Origin of the sequence: Dolomitihabitans soli, assembly GCF_022213955.1 — a bacterium.
In the GTDB taxonomy this organism is placed as follows: Bacteria; Actinomycetota; Actinomycetes; order Streptosporangiales; family Streptosporangiaceae; genus Streptosporangium_A; species Streptosporangium_A soli.
This window is the reverse complement of the sequence record NZ_JAKNTW010000019.1, coordinates 225,171-239,712: the sequence shown is the minus strand read 5'-3', so window position 1 is coordinate 239,712 and position 14,542 is coordinate 225,171. Positions and strand designations below refer to the sequence as shown.

Genomic DNA, 14,542 nt, shown 5'->3' with positions numbered 1-14,542 from the left:
CGGAGGTAAAGCCACCGGGCCCGGCGCCCGCCCTTTCCTGACCAGAACCGCCCTCGCGATCGAGACACTCGGCGTCGCGGCCGTGTTCAATTGCCAACCGGCAAACAGTCGAATTGCGAACGCGAGACTTCAATACGATCTCCATTTGGTGGTTACAATCAGGCCATGAAGGCCGCCGTTCGCACCAGATATGGCCCGCCAGACGTGATTCGTGTCTCAGCGGCGGAGAAGCCCACGGTCAAGGACGACGAACTGCTCGTCAAGGTCCATGCGGCGACGGTCAATCGCACGGACTGCGGCCTGCGGGCCGCCAAGCCCTTCATCTGGAGATTCCTCATGGGGCTTGTCAGGCCAAGGGTGACGATCCTCGGAAACGAATTCGCGGGAGAAGTCGAGGCCGTGGGCGGCGGCGTCACGTCCTTCAAGGTCGGCGACCGGGTGTTCGGATACAACGACGGCACGTTCGGGGCCCATGCCGAATACATGTCGATTCCGCAGGACGGCACGCTCGCGCTCATGCCGGCGGGCCTGACCTACGAGGAGGCCGCTCCCAGCATCGAGGGTTCGCACTACGCCCTCTCGCTCATCAGGAGTGCGAAGGTCCAGGCCGGCCACAACGTGCTGGTCTACGGCGCGAGCGGCGCCATCGGGTCGGCGGCGGTCCAGCTGCTGAGGAGTCTCGGCGTCCGCGTGACAGCGGTCTGCGGGACGAAGAACGTGGAGCTGGTCAGGGGCCTGGGCGCCGACGAAGTCATCGACTACACGGCCGAGGACTTCACGAAGGACGAACAGCGATACGACGTCGTCATCGACGCGGTCGGCAAGAGCACGTTCGGCCGATGCAGGCGGCTGCTGAAACCGCGCGGAATCTATGTCGCGTCTGACCTGGGCCCATTTCTCCAGAATCCGATCCTGGCACTGACCACTCCGCTGCTCCGCGGCAAGAAGGTCGTGTTTCCCCTCCCGACGAACGACCCGGCGACGGCGACGTATTTCAAGGAACTGATCGAGTCCGGCGAGTTCAAGCCTGTCATCGACCGTCGGTATCCATTGGACGAGATCGTCGAAGCCTTCCGCTACGTCGAGACAGGCCAGAAAACAGGAAACGTCGTGATCATTATCGAGCATTCAAACTAGGGCGGCCGGTCAGCTCACATCACCGATTTCCTGGGCGCAGTAGACGACCGCCTGTCAGTGCCGTACGAACTGCGCGCCAAACCGGCCCTGACATCGCATCGATGGTGAGCACGACCTTTCCTGAAGCCGGTGCTCATCTACACCTGCGGAGTCCTGATCGAACTGCCTGACGGTCGGTACGGCCTCGATCGGCAGATCGCCCTACGGCGGCCTGTTGCCGTTCGCCTGCCTGGTACCGAGCCGTCCCGAACGCCCCTGTAGCTCCGCGAGCCTGATGGTCGATCGGTCACCGAACACCACCAGGTCAGGTGACAACCGCGCGTATAAATATCCCCTTACATCTGGAATATCGGATATGTATGATCACCGATAACGGTCTCGATCCCTGGGAGGCACCATGGAGAAGCTGGATCAGGTAACCGACGACAAGAAGGCCACCAAGAAGATCAAGCTCGAGATCAAGCGGCTCGAGAAGGTCGAGACCACCGGACTGCGTGAGGGTGGCTGATCTCTAACGATCCGCCGGCCGGTCGGGGCGAACCTGACCGGCCTCCTCATGTCTTGTGACCTGGAAGGTTCTCGTGCGCGTCCCCCGCATCAAGCGCGTTCACCAGCCCATGACGCTGCCCGGCGATCGCATCATGATCGGCCTCATGCAGCAGGGCATATCATCCGAGATCCAGGATGACGAGGACGGCTCGATCGCCCGGCTGATCGTCCTGATGGATGGCACCCGTACCGTCGACGAGGTCTGCGCCGCCTTCGCCGAGACCCATCCCGACGTCGATGAGCAGGACGTCCGTGGAGTCATCTCGGGGCTGATCGACGCCGGGTTCGTCGAGGAGGCCGGCGCGCCGCTGCCGGGCAATCTCACCGAGCGCGAGGCCAGGCGCTACGAGCCGGCCAGGAACTACTTCGCCTGGATCGACCCGGTTCCGCGCAGCTCGCCGTACGAGATCCAGTCCAAGATCAAGGATGCCAGGGTCTGCCTGCTCGGCATCGGCGGCACGGGCTCGGCGGTGGCGGCGGGACTGGTCTCCAGCGGCATCGGCGCCCTCCACCTGGCCGACTTCGACACCGTCGAGGAAGCCAACCTCACCCGCCAGCTTCTCTACACCGAGGCGGACATCGGCCGCCCCAAGATCGACACTGCCGTCGCACGCCTGCGCCAGATGAACAGCCTGGTCGAAGTCACCGGAAGCACCCTGAAGGCCGGCGGATCCGACGACATCGCCCGGCTGATGGACGAGTGCGACGTGTTCATCCTGTGCGCGGACGAACCTCACCCGGACATCATGTTCTGGACCAACGACGCGGCGCTGCGCACGCGCACACCGTGGTTCGTCAGCTTCTACACCGGGCCGATGGCCGTGGTCGGATCCCTGATTCCGTACCAGACCGGGTGCTGGATGTGCCTGCGGCGCCAGGAGGACCAGCGCGAGTTCAAGGCCCACGGCCGCTCGCTCACCGAGGAACGCCCCAACGCCGTGATCGCGGCCAGCGCCAACATCAGCGGGCACCTGTGCGCCCTGGAGGTGATGTACCACCTCGGCGGCCTGCCCGTGCAGGCCCGTGGCCGCGTCTTCCACTGGAACTACGGCATGTGGGACCACTCCTACCACATCGACATCCCGCACTACGACGACTGCCCGGCGTGCGGAGCCGTACCGTCGTGACCGCCGCGCCGCTCACCGCCGAGAGCCGGGTCGGCTTCCACCGGCTGATCGTCCGCCCGGACGACGACGATCCGGACGTCGTGGTGGCCGGCAGAGCGGAGATCGGGGAGTTCATCGAACTTCCCGCCGTGTACGGCGAGGCGATCCGGCTGCTGGGCGAGGGACTGCCGGTCAGCGCCGTGGAGCAGCGACTGGCGGCCGAGCAGGACGTGGAGATCGACGTCGCCGAACTCGTGGAGGCGCTGACCGAACTGGGCTTCGTCGACTCGGTGGACGAGCACCGGCTGCCGGACCCCGGCGCGGACGCGCCGCCCAGCCACTTCCGGTGGCTGACCGACCGGCACGTGAGCTGGATCTTCAGTCGGCCGATGAAGCTCGGCTGGCTCCTGGTCGTGGGGGCGGCGCTGGTCACGCTGGTGATCAGGCCCGACCTGCTGCCGCACTACGAGGACTTCTTCTGGGGCGAGTACGTCGGGCTCACGGTGCTGGTGAACACCGTGATGGTGTCGTTGACGCTCAGCACGCACGAGATGATGCACCTGATGGCCGCCCGGTCGCTCGGCGTGCCCGGGCGTATCGGCTTCGGCACCCGGCTGCACAACCTCGTCGTGCAGACCGACGTCACCGCGGTGTGGGGGGTGCCCAGACGGTCCCGGTACCGCGTCTACCTGGCGGGGATGGCCTGGGACCTGTTCATCATGGCGTCGCTCATCCTGCTGGTCGCCAACGTGGCCCTGCCGTCCCTGGTGCAGGCCCTGTTCCAGGCGCTGGTCGTGGCGGTGCTCATGACCATCCCCTTCCAACTCCAGGTCTACATGCGCACGGACCTGTACTACGTCCTTCGCGACCTGCTGCGGGCCCGCAACCTGTTCGACGACGGGCTGGCCTTCGCCCGCTACCTGCGCGCGAGAATCGTCGCACTCCTGCGCCGCCGCCCCTGCCCGATCGAGGACCCGACCATCGACCTCGCCCCCCACGAGCGGCGGGCCACCCGGGTCTACTCCGTCTTCCTGGTCGTCGGCGCCACGGTCTCGCTCACCGCCTTCGCGCTGTTCGCCGCCCCGATCGCGATCGTCGCGCTGTTCCGCGCGATCGGCTCCCTCATCGACGGACTCAACGGCGGCTCGGTGCTGCTGGCGCTGGACTCCGGGCTGCTGATCCTCATCGAAGGCGCCATCCAGGCCCTCTTCGTGGTGACCTTCCTCCGGAGCCATCCCCACTGGTTCAAACGCCGCCGCCCAGCCGATCGTGACGCGTCCGCCGGGTAGTCGTCGTCGGGTGGCGCGCCGGTGTCGATCACGCGTTCGGTGACCAGCGCCTCGCCGATCACGCGTTCGGTGACGAGCGCCTCGCCGATCACGCGTACGCGTTCTGGCAACGAGACAGCCCGACCATGCCCCTCCCAAGGCCCCCAAGGCCCGCCCGGATCGCACGACACGCCGCAGCGGGCCGACCGTCGCCTGCCACCGCACTAGACTTGGGTCATTCAATAACTTGTACTATTTGTGTTTATATAGGTAGGTTCGGCGTCATGACCGCATCCAGGACCCCGACAACCGCCGAGGAGCTGCGCGGTGTAGGCCTGCGGGTGACGGCCGCCCGCGTCGCGCTGCTCGAAACCGTCCGGAACGGTGACCACCTCGGTGTCGAGGCGATCGCCTCCGGGGTCCGCGATCGTGTCGGCCATGTCTCCCTTCAAGCCGTGTACGAGGCCCTCCACGCGCTCACCGCAGCGGGACTCCTACGCCGCATCGAACCGGCCGGCAGCCCGGCCCGGTTCGAGGGGCGAGTCGGGGACAACCACCACCACATCGTGTGCCGGTCGTGCGGTGCCGTCGCCGACGTCGACTGCGCGGTCGGCGAGGCGCCCTGCCTGTCCTCCTCCGACGACCACGGCTTCGCGATCGACGAGGCCGAGGTCATCTTCTGGGGCCTGTGCCCCGACTGCACCGCCCGCAGTTCCTGAGCACCGAAATCCGCCTAGTCCGGAAGGATTCCCATGTCTGAGAACCATGATGCAATCGTCGTAGACGCGAAGACGGAGGATGGAGGTGGCTGCCCGGTCGCGCGCGCCCCGCACCCGACTCAGGGCGGCGGAAACCGCCAGTGGTGGCCGGAGCGGCTCAACCTGAGGATCCTCGCCAAGAACCCCGCCGTGGCCAACCCCCTCGGCGAGGAGTTCGACTACGCCGAGGCGTTCAAGACCCTCGACCTCCCGGCCGTGAAACGGGACATCGCGGAGGTGTTGACGACCTCGCAGGACTGGTGGCCGGCCGACTTCGGCCACTACGGCCCGTTCATGATCCGGATGGCCTGGCACAGCGCGGGCACCTACCGGATCAGCGACGGCCGCGGCGGCGCCGGAGCCGGGCAGCAGCGCTTCGCCCCCCTCAACAGCTGGCCGGACAACGGAAACCTCGACAAGGCCCGCCGCCTCCTGTGGCCGGTCAAGAAGAAGTACGGCCAGCGGCTCTCGTGGGCCGACCTCATGATCCTCACCGGCAACGTCGCCCTGGAGTCGATGGGCTTCAAGACCTTCGGCTTCGCCGGCGGTCGTGCGGACGTCTGGGAGCCCGACGAGGACGTCTACTGGGGCCCCGAGTCCACCTGGCTCGGCGACGAGCGCTACACCGGTGACCGGGAGCTCGAGAACCCCCTCGGCGCGGTCCAGATGGGCCTGATCTACGTCAACCCGGAGGGCCCGAACGGCAACCCGGACCCGCTCGCCGCGGCCCGCGACATCCGTGAGACGTTCCGCCGGATGGCGATGAACGACGAGGAGACGGTCGCCCTGGTCGCGGGCGGCCACACCTTCGGCAAGACCCATGGCGCGGGCCCGGCGGACAGCGTGGGCGCCGACCCCGAGGGCGCCTCGATCGAGGAGCAGGGCCTCGGCTGGAAGAACGCCTACGGCACCGGCAAGGGCGGCGACACGATCACCAGCGGTCTCGAGGGTATCTGGACGGACACCCCGATCACCTGGGACAACAGCTTCTTCGAGATCCTCTTCGGCTATGAGTGGGAGCTGTTCAAGAGCCCCGCCGGCGCGAACCAGTGGAAGCCGAAGAACGGCGCCGGAACGGGTACCGTCCCCGACGCCCACGACTCGTCGAAGAGCCACGCCCCGACGATGCTGACGACCGACCTCGCGCTCCGCGTGGACCCGGTCTACGAGCAGATCTCGCGTCGCTTCCTGGAGAACCCCGACGCCTTCGCGGACGCCTTCGCCCGGGCGTGGTTCAAGCTGACCCACCGTGACATGGGCCCGATCGTGCGCTACCTCGGCTCGGAGGTCCCGGCCGAGACGCTGCTGTGGCAGGACCCCCTCCCCGCGGTGACGCACGCGATCATCGACGCCGAGGACATCGCCTCCCTCAAGGACCGGATCCTCGCCTCGGGCCTGTCGGTGTCCCAGCTCGTGTCCACCGCGTGGGCGTCGGCCTCGTCCTTCCGCGGCAGCGACAAGCGCGGCGGCGCCAACGGCGCGCGCATCCGCCTCCAGCCGCAGAGCGGGTGGGAGGTCAACGACCCCGACCAGCTGGCGACGGTGCTCCGCACCCTGGAGGGAATCCAGGAGGCCTTCAACACCGCCTCGGCCGGCGGGAAGCAGGTCTCGCTCGCTGACCTGATCGTGCTCGCCGGTGGTGCGGCCGTCGAGCAGGCCGCCAAGGCCGCCGGTTTCGAGGTGAAGGTCCCCTTCACGCCGGGCCGCGCGGACGCGTCGCAGGACCAGACCGACGTGGAGTCGTTCGCCGCCCTCGAGCCGACCGCCGACGGGTTCCGCAACTACCTCGGGAAGGGCAACCGCCTGCCGGCCGAGTTCCTGCTGATCGACCGGGCGAACCTGCTGACCCTCAGCGCCCCCGAGCTGACGGCCCTCGTCGGTGGCCTCCGCGTCCTGGGCGCGAACCACCAGCAGTCGCCGCTCGGCGCCCTCACCACAACCCCCGGCACTCTGACCAACGACTTCTTCGTCAACCTGCTCGACCTGGGCACGACGTGGAAGGCGACGTCCGAGGACGCGAACACGTTCGAGGGTCGCGACGCCGTCACGGGCGACGTCAAGTGGACCGGCAGCCGTACCGACCTCGTCTTCGGGTCGAACTCCGAGCTGCGCGCGCTCGCCGAGGTCTACGCGAGCGACGACGCGAAGGAGAAGTTCGTGAACGACTTCGTCGCGGCGTGGCACAAGGTGATGAACCTCGACCGGTTCGACCTCGTCTGACCATGACGTCCAGGTCGGCCCACACCGGCCGACCTGGACGTTCTCGGTCCCCAAAGATCTTTGACCAGCACCCTGGCCAGATGTACTGCCCAGGCAGGTCGATATCGGGTCGATGCCGATGATCTCGCAGTCGGGCACGTGCTCGATCAGCGTGTCCAGCTCCGGGAACGTGCCCTCGAGCAAGGGCTCGGCGGTGATCACCCACGGGGCGAAGCGCGGGACGTAGTAGGCCTCGTATCCTGTGACGGCCCCGTCCCAGCCTTGGGCGAGACGGGCGAGTCGTTCGGTGTGATGGAGTGCCGTGCGGGATGGCTACGAGCCGAGCTGCTCGATCATGTCCAGCCTGCGTCGCAGGAGCGCGCGTTCCGGTTCGGTGCCGGCCAGGTTGAGCGCCTCGCGGTAGACCGAGGCGGCCTCGGTGTGACGGCCGAGCCGGTGCAGCAGGTCGGCCCGGGCGGCCGGGTAGGGGTGGTACCCGCGCAGCAGTGGTTCGTCGGCCAGCTCGTCGAGCAGTGCCAGGCCCGCCTGCGGGCCGTCGCGCATCGCCACGGCCGCGGCCCGGTTCAGCGCGATGACCGGAGACGGCGCGATTGCGAGGAGCACTTCGTAGAGCGCCACGATCTGTGGCCAGTCGGTGGTGGCGAGGGTCGCGGCCTCGTCGTGCAGGGCGGCGATCGCGGCCTGCACTCCGTACGGGCCGGGTGGGCCGCCGGTCAGTGCGACGGACACCAGGCCGCAGCCTTCCTCGATCATCGGACCGTCCCAGCGACCACGGTCCTGCTCCTCGATCAGCACCAGCTCGCCGTCCGGGCCGGTGCGGGCGTCGCGCCGGGCGTGGACCAGCAGCATCAGCCCGAGCAGCCCGGCGACCTCCCGCTCGACGGGCAGCAACCGGCGCAGGATCCGGACCAGCCGAATGGCCTCCTCGGCGAGGTCGAGCCGCTGCAGATGCGGGCCTGAGCTGGCCGCGTAACCCTCGGTGAAGATCGAATAGATCACCTGGAGGACCCCCGGCAACCGCTCCGGCAACTCGTCCGCGCCGGGCACACGGAACGGGATCCGGGCTTCGCGGATCTTCTTCTTTGCCCGCGTGATCCGCTTGGCCATCGTCTCCGGCGGGACCAGGAAGGCTCGTGCCACCTCGGGCGTGGTCAGCCCGGCCAGGCAGCGCAGGGTCAGCGCCGCACGGTCCTCGGCCGCGAGCGCCGGGTGAGCGCAGGTGAAGAACAACTGCAGCCGCTCGTCCGGCAGGTCCCCGCCCAACTCGGCGGCAGAGACAGGGCCCGCCCGCTCCGCCTCCACCTGCAGGACGGCCAGCCGCGCGGCGTAGACCTGGTCGCGTCGCAGCCGATCGACGGCTTTGCGGCGCGCCGTGGTCATCAGCCATGCGCCGGGCTTGGGCGGAACACCCTCGGCCGGCCAGTGCGCCAGGGCTGCCTCGATCGCGTCGGAGGTGACCTCCTCGGCCAGGTCGAGATCGCCGAAGCGGCGGACGAGGGCCGCCAGCAACCGACCGCGTTCTTCGCGGAACACCGCCTCCACGGACGCCACCGGCACCTCGGCCGGTGTCCCGGCGGCAGCGGCCTGCTCGCCCATCGCGCTCAGCCCCCGAAGTCGGCGACCGGCCGGACCACGACAGACCCGTCCCGCGCGCCAGGACAGCGAGCGGCCCAGTCGAGGGCGACGTCAAGATCCGGCACATCGATCACGTAGAAGCCGCCGAGAACCTCCCGAGTCTCGGCGAACGGCCCGTCGGTCACGGTCCGCCTGCCGTCCTGGCCGACCCGCACCGTCGTGGCGGTGACCAGGTCGGCCAACGACTCCCCGGAGACCCAGATCCCCGCTTCCTTCACCTCCATGTCGTAGGCCATCCAGTCCTCGACACCGCACCCGGCTGCCCCGCCGTTCTCGTCAGCAGCACCGGCGATGATCAGCAACATGTACTTCACGGTTCGGCTCCCTCAGCGTCCTGTCCTCCGTGCGGCAGGGCTGCCGCACGACATCACTACGAACGGGACACAGCCAAATGGACACGCCCCGAGACATTCTTCCGCGACGAGACTCGCCGACCCTGGTCAGCTGCTGCACCAAGGTGGTCTGGGCAGTACACGGGCTGTCAGGGTTGCTCACTGGAAATCAAAACCCCGGGCCGGGTTCGGCTCGGGGCGTTTGGCTGGGATCCGGTCTCAGCGCTCAACCGTCGGCAGCCGGATATCGGGTCGCCGCCAGGTCTTCGGCGAGATCCTCCAAGGTCAGTTCGGCGTTCAGCACAGAGACCACCGCCTGCGTCAATGGGCGCAGCGCGTAGACGTGACGCACAGCCTCAAGATCTATGGAGACTTCGTAATAGTCCTCAGCGAACCTCTGAAACGCCTCGGGCGACGGTTCCATGAGGAGACTGAACAAGCCCACCGCCCCGTCGGGATCGTTCGTGCCGTCCGGGTAGTCGATCTCCCCCACCCGCCAGCGGTCGTCCCCTATCTCGCGCCACAAGCAGGCGGTCACCACCGGCATCCCGTCCTCGTCGCAGAAGGCCGGCTCTTCCACGCAGGGCCGGAAGACCCCCGGGACCGAGTCCAGCACACCGGGCCACGGCCCATCGTTGCCATACGGGCTCATCACCGCTTCGTGATCGAAGCCGCGGACGTACGCGCCCGCCGCCGAGAAGACGATGGAGTACTCGTCTCCGGAGCCGTTCCTCATGGAGGCCATCTCCTCCGTCGGAGACCAGTCGGCGGTGAAGGAGTGGTGCCGGCTCTCCCACTCCGGGCTCAAGACCGCCTCCAGCACCGCCATGGACCGGCAGAGATCACGAAGCACCGGAACATCGGGCAGCCGGCGGGCCACCTCATGAGCAGTCATGCCCCCATCCAACCGGGAGAGAGCTAGATCCAACGGCGAATGGCGTCGATCGTCGTTTCCGGTGAGGTGTTGAAGCAGAACCGGATCCCGGGTGTCGTCATCACCAACACGTTGATCAGCCGTTCGAACAGGAGGGTGTGTTCGGGCATCATGCGCACACCGCCTCCGATCATCACCACGCCGAAGGGCCCCTCCGGCAACCGTTCTCGGAGGGTTTTCTCCGCCTCATCCGGGTCGGTACCGACCAGGCACGACACCGCGTCGAAGCCCGCCGCCCGCAGCGCCGCGTCGCCCTGCTCGATCCGTGCGGTGAGCGTCGCCTCGTCAAGGCCGGGAAGTCCGGTGAAGTCGATCGCGCTCGGATGCAGTCCGATGGTCAAAATGGTCGTCATCATCGCTCCTACCAGGGAACAGGGCCGTTGCGGTCGAAGAAGCCTCCGGTCGGCCCGCCAGGGTCCAAGGTAGCCAACTTGATGATCGCATCGGCCCCCTCCGCGACGGTGTCGATACCCGTGTGATGGTTCATGTCGGTGGCGGGGTTGCCTGGATCCGCGGCGTTGACCTTGAACCCGGGCAGCGCTCTGGCGTACTGGGACACGATCATGTTGAGTGCCGCCTTCGATGAGGCGTAGTCCATGGCCAGGAAGCCGAACTCGGGGCGGGCGGGGTCGCCGGCGTGCGTCAGCGAGGCGAGAGCGCTGGACACCATGACGATGCGGGGCTGCTCCGACTTCCGAAGCAACGGCAGGAACGCGTGCGTAACCCGCACCTGGCCGAACACGTTGACCTCGTACAGTTCCCGAAGCGCATCGGCGTCCATGTCGGCCGGATCCAGCAACGGGCCACCGACTCCCGCGTTGTTGACCAGCACATCCACGTGATCCACGCGCTCGGCGACGGCCTTCACCGCTGCCGCCGCCGATTCGTCCGAGGTCACGTCGAGCTCGACGAACTCGACGTCGAGCCCTTCACCCGCCAGCGTGTCCGCGGCGTGCATGCCGCGTGCCCGGTCCCGGGCGGCCAGGAGGACCAGCCATTCTCGTTCGGCCAGGCGGCGTACGGTCTCCCGGCCCAGTCCTTTGTTCGCTCCGGTGACCAGCGCCACCGTCTTCACGGTTGTCATGGAGTCGATCGTGGGTGCGCGAGCCCGGGCACGCCAGGACCCGTGAGGCATGGGACCTGCGGTACCACCCGACAACGCGCCGCATAAGGCACCATCTAGGAGTGAACCGTGCCGAACTCGCCGAAGTACTCCGCACCGCCCGAGCCCGTGTGCGGCCACAGGACGTCGGCCTGCCCGCGGGGATACGCCGCCAGGTGCCCGGCCTGCGCCGGGAGGAAGTGGCCATGCTCGCGAGCCTGAGCGTCGACTACGTGGTACGGCTTGAGCAGGGGCGCGGGCCACGGCCTTCGCGCCAGGTCATCGCCGCGCTCGCCCAGGCCCTGCGGCTCGACGACGACGACCGTGACCAGCTATTCCGGCTTGCCGGCCACGAGCCGCCCCAGGCCGGACACATCGCGACGGTCGTACGACCGAGCGTCTTCCGACTGTTGGACCGCATGGCTGATCTGCCCGTGCTGGTGCTGTCGGCCAAGGGCGATGTGCTGGCCTGGAATCCCCTTGCGGCGGCGCTTCAAGGCGACATGTCCGCCTGGCCGCAGCGACAACGCAACCTCATCTGGCAACGTTTCCTCGGGAGCAGCCGCTGCCTGGCCGCCGCGGGCCCCGACGAGGACGACGCCGCCGCCCGCGCCTCGGTCGGCACGTTGCGTGCCGCCCACGCCCGTTACCCCAATGACCCAGATCTGGCACAGATGATCACGGAACTACGTCGTGGCAGCCCACGATTCGACGAGCTCTGGCGGGAGGGGCGATCCTCCCCATGGCGTACCGCGGCCAAGAGCATCAGGCATCCCACGCTGGGGACGATCACCCTCGACTGCGACGCCCTCCTGCTCCCGGACAGCAGCCAGACCGTGCTCGTGTACTCTGCCGAGCCGGGATCCCCCGAAGCCACGGCGCTCGACCTGCTACGGGTGACCGGCCTGCAGAATTTCTGAGGCGCAGCCGACACGTCCGCGAAAGACAGAGGCCGCAGGTTGCACGCAGGTCTGGAGACGGCGTCCACCGGCTGCGAGCTCGGAACAGCAGGATGTCGACGGTGCTCGGCGTGTGACCGTGGTGGCAGACGTCGCCGCCGGCCGCGGCCTGGCTGAGGGCTGCTCCAATCACTGCCGCAGCCACGCCACATGTGTCACCCTGGTCGTCAGCCGTACGCCCCACGCCAGACCGCTGCCGCACTCAGGGACCAATGCGTCTGGGGTCGGCTACGGCAGGATCTCAGCTGTCTAGCGTTGGTCGAGGCGGAGTGCTTCTTTGCGGGCCTCGGCATGGATGGACCGCTCGCGCTCCAGCCACGCCGGGTTCTCCGCTTTCAGCGCCTCGATCTCAGCGGTGGTGAGCGGTCCGGTGATCCCACCCCTGATCAGGCCGGAAGTGGAGACCTTGAGCTTCGCGGCGATGACCTGCTTGGGGTGTGGGCCGTTGCGTCGCAGGTCAGCGAGCCAGGCGGGTGGCGTCGACTGCAACTCGTTCAGCTCGTCCCTGGAGACGACACCCTCCTGGAACTCGGCGGGAGTAGCCGAGAGGAGGACACCCAGCTTCTTGGCCGCGGTCGCGGGCTTCATCGTCTGGATGGTCTTCGATTTGGGCGCGGTCATGGCGCCAAGAGTAGTCAGTCGGAACGGGTTCCCCTGACATCGCTACCCTGAGAAGGTGACTGATAGTGAGACCGGCAGGGTGTTTCGGCTGGCGTACGTGCCCGGGGTGACACCCGCGAAATGGGTGAACGTTTGGACCGAGAGGATGCCCGGCGTGCCGGTTACCCTGGTCGCGGTTCCCGCCGCCGAGGTGGTGAAACTTTTGCGGAATGGCGACGCCGACGCCGGATTCGTCAGGCTGCCGGTCGACCGGGACGGGCTCAGCGTGATTCCTCTCTACATGGAGACCACGGTGGTCGTGGTGCCCAAGGACCATGCGGTGGCCGCCGCCGACGAGGTGGCGATCGCCGACCTTATCGACGACGAGGTGTTCCATCCTCTGGACGACACCATCGAGTGGGCGGTCCGGCCCGGGCTGTCCGCGTTCACCCGCCCGGCCACAACGGCGGACGCGATCGAGCTGGTAGCGGCCGGCGCCGGGCTTCTCCTGGTTCCGCAGTCGCTGGCACGCCTCCACCACCGCAAGGATCTCACTTACCGGCCGGTGCCGGACGCGCCGCAGTCTCAGGTCGCACTGACCTGGCCCACGGACGCGACCACTGACCTGGTGGAAGATTTCATCGGCATCGTCCGCGGCCGAACAGTGAACAGCTCGCGGGGCCGTACCCCCGCCTCCCCTGCGAAGAAACCGGCACAGCGGCAGGCACAGAAGCCCGCACAGAATGGCTCCAGTCGCCGGGCCACGCCGGCCGGCCGTAAAAGGAAGGGCCACCGGCCTCGGTGACCTGCGCAGCCCCGAACCTCCGGTTCGGCCCCGCCACGGCCGAACTCATTGTCGTCAGACACCACCAAAACGCCCCGGCCATGATCGGCTCGGGGCGTTGATGCTGCTCAGCCGTTGTGGTCAGGGGCGGGGTCGAACCGCCGACCTTCCGCTTTTCAGGCCGGAGACCCACCCGCTTCCTGAGACGCGACTACGTCCCGCCCCATCGACGCCGATGCCCTGGCAATTCATGTCTTGCGTGGATGAGACGCGGGCCGGCTCCCCCGCGCGCCTGCACGGCGTGCGGGGGAGCCGGGAGGTTGGTCAGCGGCTGAACGATTTGGTCCTGCGATTTACCCAGGTGCCGCGCTCGCCCCAGTACGTCGCGGCGGTCACAGTGAGTCTGGTGTCCTCCCTGTAGTTCGTCAGGTATACGCACCTGCCGCCCGAGTGGCCGTAGTAGTTGTTCTTGTCAATGAACGCGATCGTCGGCTTACCGACGGCGGTAACCGTCACTTTAACCTGGCGGGCGCCCTCGGAGTCGTACGCCCGCGCGCAGAACTTGTTCTTGCTGTCGCTGTAGGAGATGGCGCCATCGCTAACGTTCCACGAGAGGTCACTCGCCATCGCCGGCTGCGTCATCGCAACACTTGATGCGACCAAGGCAGCACCGACCACAGCGACCTTGAGCAGATTCCTCATCATAATTTTCCTTCCGTCCGGACAGATCCTGATTCCGCCCGAGACGGAGCCTGCGTCAAGGCCGCGTCCGACGAAAGACGTCTTGAGCACAGTTCGTCGGCTGGTCGCGCAAACGTCGATCGCCGGCCGCCGGTTCGTCGAAGATCTAGCCGCCGACTAGCGGCGCCCTAGCGCCCCGCAAGCGCGGCGGCCATGCCGTTCGGCACACCTTGCGCACCTCTTCCGCGGCGGTCTCGAAGGCGTCGACGGTCGCGAGATCACCGGGTACGGCTCTGCCTAGCTCAAGAGACAGAGGTATTACGTCCGCTTCCACGTCGCGCGTGAGCACGAGCGCGTCCAACACCCACTACCAGTCTCTTAGCCTGACTACCGGCTCCCTGAGGAAGAGCCGCACCCATCTCGGAACTTCGCCTGAAGGTCGGGGAAGGCGTGTCAGCACCGCGCTAACCACGCGCT

General features: G+C 67.7%; 14 protein-coding genes. 7 read left to right on the top strand and 7 right to left on the bottom strand.

The genetic code is table 11. The features are described 5' to 3' along the window. The first annotated feature begins 90 nt into the window (after positions 1-90). From MBA17_RS31375 to katG, 5 genes are all read left to right on the top strand, one after another. A complete protein-coding gene (locus MBA17_RS31375; RefSeq protein ID WP_238500352.1) occupies positions 91-1,137 on the top strand; it encodes an NAD(P)-dependent alcohol dehydrogenase in 1,047 nt (348 codons plus the stop codon). A 581-nt stretch (positions 1,138-1,718) separates the two neighbouring features. Further along, positions 1,719-2,813, top strand: coding sequence for a ThiF family adenylyltransferase (locus MBA17_RS31370; protein ID WP_238500351.1), 1,095 nt, complete (start codon positions 1,719-1,721; stop codon positions 2,811-2,813). Next, the gene (locus tag MBA17_RS31365) at positions 2,810-4,081 is read left to right on the top strand and encodes a hypothetical protein (protein ID WP_238500350.1); all 1,272 of its coding nucleotides are present in this window, start codon (positions 2,810-2,812) and stop codon (positions 4,079-4,081) included. Before MBA17_RS31370 ends, MBA17_RS31365 begins: the two co-directional genes overlap by 4 nt. 263 nt (positions 4,082-4,344) lie before the next feature. Next, positions 4,345-4,779: a Fur family transcriptional regulator gene (locus tag MBA17_RS31360; protein WP_238500349.1), complete on the top strand. Its 435-nt coding sequence runs from the start codon at positions 4,345-4,347 to the stop codon at positions 4,777-4,779. Positions 4,780-4,812: 33 nt separating this feature from the next. Further along, on the top strand, positions 4,813-7,038 hold the full coding sequence (gene katG / locus MBA17_RS31355) for a catalase/peroxidase HPI (protein WP_238500348.1): 2,226 nt from the start codon (positions 4,813-4,815) through the stop codon (positions 7,036-7,038). Between the two features lie 312 nt (positions 7,039-7,350). On the opposite strand, the gene MBA17_RS31350 is transcribed toward katG, so the two are convergent. The 5 genes from MBA17_RS31350 to MBA17_RS31330 all read right to left on the bottom strand — a co-directional run bounded on the left by MBA17_RS31350 (position 7,351) and on the right by MBA17_RS31330 (position 11,023). Continuing rightward, the gene (locus MBA17_RS31350) at positions 7,351-8,634 is read right to left on the bottom strand and encodes an RNA polymerase sigma factor (protein ID WP_238500347.1); all 1,284 of its coding nucleotides are present in this window, start codon (positions 8,632-8,634) and stop codon (positions 7,351-7,353) included. A 5-nt stretch (positions 8,635-8,639) separates the two neighbouring features. Then, positions 8,640-8,978 carry a YciI family protein gene (locus MBA17_RS31345; protein ID WP_238500415.1) on the bottom strand — a complete coding sequence of 113 codons (339 nt, stop codon included), beginning with the start codon at positions 8,976-8,978 and terminating at the stop codon, positions 8,640-8,642. Between the two features lie 253 nt (positions 8,979-9,231). Further along, a complete protein-coding gene (locus tag MBA17_RS31340; protein WP_238500346.1) occupies positions 9,232-9,834 on the bottom strand; it encodes a hypothetical protein in 603 nt (200 codons plus the stop codon). A gap of 89 nt (positions 9,835-9,923) precedes the next feature. Then, positions 9,924-10,292: a hypothetical protein gene (locus MBA17_RS31335; RefSeq protein WP_238500345.1), complete on the bottom strand. Its 369-nt coding sequence runs from the start codon at positions 10,290-10,292 to the stop codon at positions 9,924-9,926. Between the two features lie 8 nt (positions 10,293-10,300). After that, positions 10,301-11,023 (bottom strand): SDR family oxidoreductase, encoded by a 723-nt coding sequence (locus MBA17_RS31330; protein WP_238500344.1) that lies wholly within the window; start codon positions 11,021-11,023, stop codon positions 10,301-10,303. A gap of 101 nt (positions 11,024-11,124) precedes the next feature. On the opposite strand from MBA17_RS31330, the gene MBA17_RS31325 reads away from it, so the two are divergent. Continuing rightward, on the top strand, positions 11,125-11,961 hold the full coding sequence (locus tag MBA17_RS31325) for a helix-turn-helix transcriptional regulator (RefSeq protein WP_238500343.1): 837 nt from the start codon (positions 11,125-11,127) through the stop codon (positions 11,959-11,961). 288 nt (positions 11,962-12,249) lie between these two features. On the opposite strand, the gene MBA17_RS31320 is transcribed toward MBA17_RS31325, so the two are convergent. Further along, on the bottom strand, positions 12,250-12,621 hold the full coding sequence (locus tag MBA17_RS31320; RefSeq protein ID WP_238500342.1) for a DUF5997 family protein: 372 nt from the start codon (positions 12,619-12,621) through the stop codon (positions 12,250-12,252). Positions 12,622-12,676: 55 nt separating this feature from the next. Between MBA17_RS31320 and MBA17_RS31315 the strand changes: the two genes are divergently transcribed. Next, a complete protein-coding gene (locus MBA17_RS31315; RefSeq protein WP_238500341.1) occupies positions 12,677-13,405 on the top strand; it encodes a LysR family substrate-binding domain-containing protein in 729 nt (242 codons plus the stop codon). Positions 13,406-13,708: 303 nt separating this feature from the next. On the opposite strand, the gene MBA17_RS31310 is transcribed toward MBA17_RS31315, so the two are convergent. Next, on the bottom strand, positions 13,709-14,086 hold the full coding sequence (locus MBA17_RS31310) for a hypothetical protein (protein WP_238500340.1): 378 nt from the start codon (positions 14,084-14,086) through the stop codon (positions 13,709-13,711). Between the last annotated feature and the right edge of the window lie 456 nt (positions 14,087-14,542).

Excerpts from the sequence above, each read along its gene's own strand:
- MBA17_RS31335 (WP_238500345.1), bottom strand. The coding sequence starts at position 10,292 with ATGACGACCATTTTGACCATCGGACTGCATCCGAGCGCGATCGACTTC.
- MBA17_RS31340 (WP_238500346.1), bottom strand. The coding sequence starts at position 9,834 with ATGGCGGTGCTGGAGGCGGTCTTGAGCCCGGAGTGGGAGAGCCGGCAC.
- katG (WP_238500348.1), top strand. The coding sequence starts at position 4,813 with ATGTCTGAGAACCATGATGCAATCGTCGTAGACGCGAAGACGGAGGAT.
- MBA17_RS31310 (WP_238500340.1), bottom strand. The coding sequence starts at position 14,086 with ATGAGGAATCTGCTCAAGGTCGCTGTGGTCGGTGCTGCCTTGGTCGCA.
- MBA17_RS31320 (WP_238500342.1), bottom strand. The coding sequence starts at position 12,621 with ATGACCGCGCCCAAATCGAAGACCATCCAGACGATGAAGCCCGCGACC.
- MBA17_RS31345 (WP_238500415.1), bottom strand. The coding sequence starts at position 8,978 with ATGTTGCTGATCATCGCCGGTGCTGCTGACGAGAACGGCGGGGCAGCC.
- MBA17_RS31350 (WP_238500347.1), bottom strand. The coding sequence starts at position 8,634 with ATGGGCGAGCAGGCCGCTGCCGCCGGGACACCGGCCGAGGTGCCGGTG.
- MBA17_RS31360 (WP_238500349.1), top strand. The coding sequence starts at position 4,345 with ATGACCGCATCCAGGACCCCGACAACCGCCGAGGAGCTGCGCGGTGTA.
- MBA17_RS31330 (WP_238500344.1), bottom strand. The coding sequence starts at position 11,023 with ATGACAACCGTGAAGACGGTGGCGCTGGTCACCGGAGCGAACAAAGGA.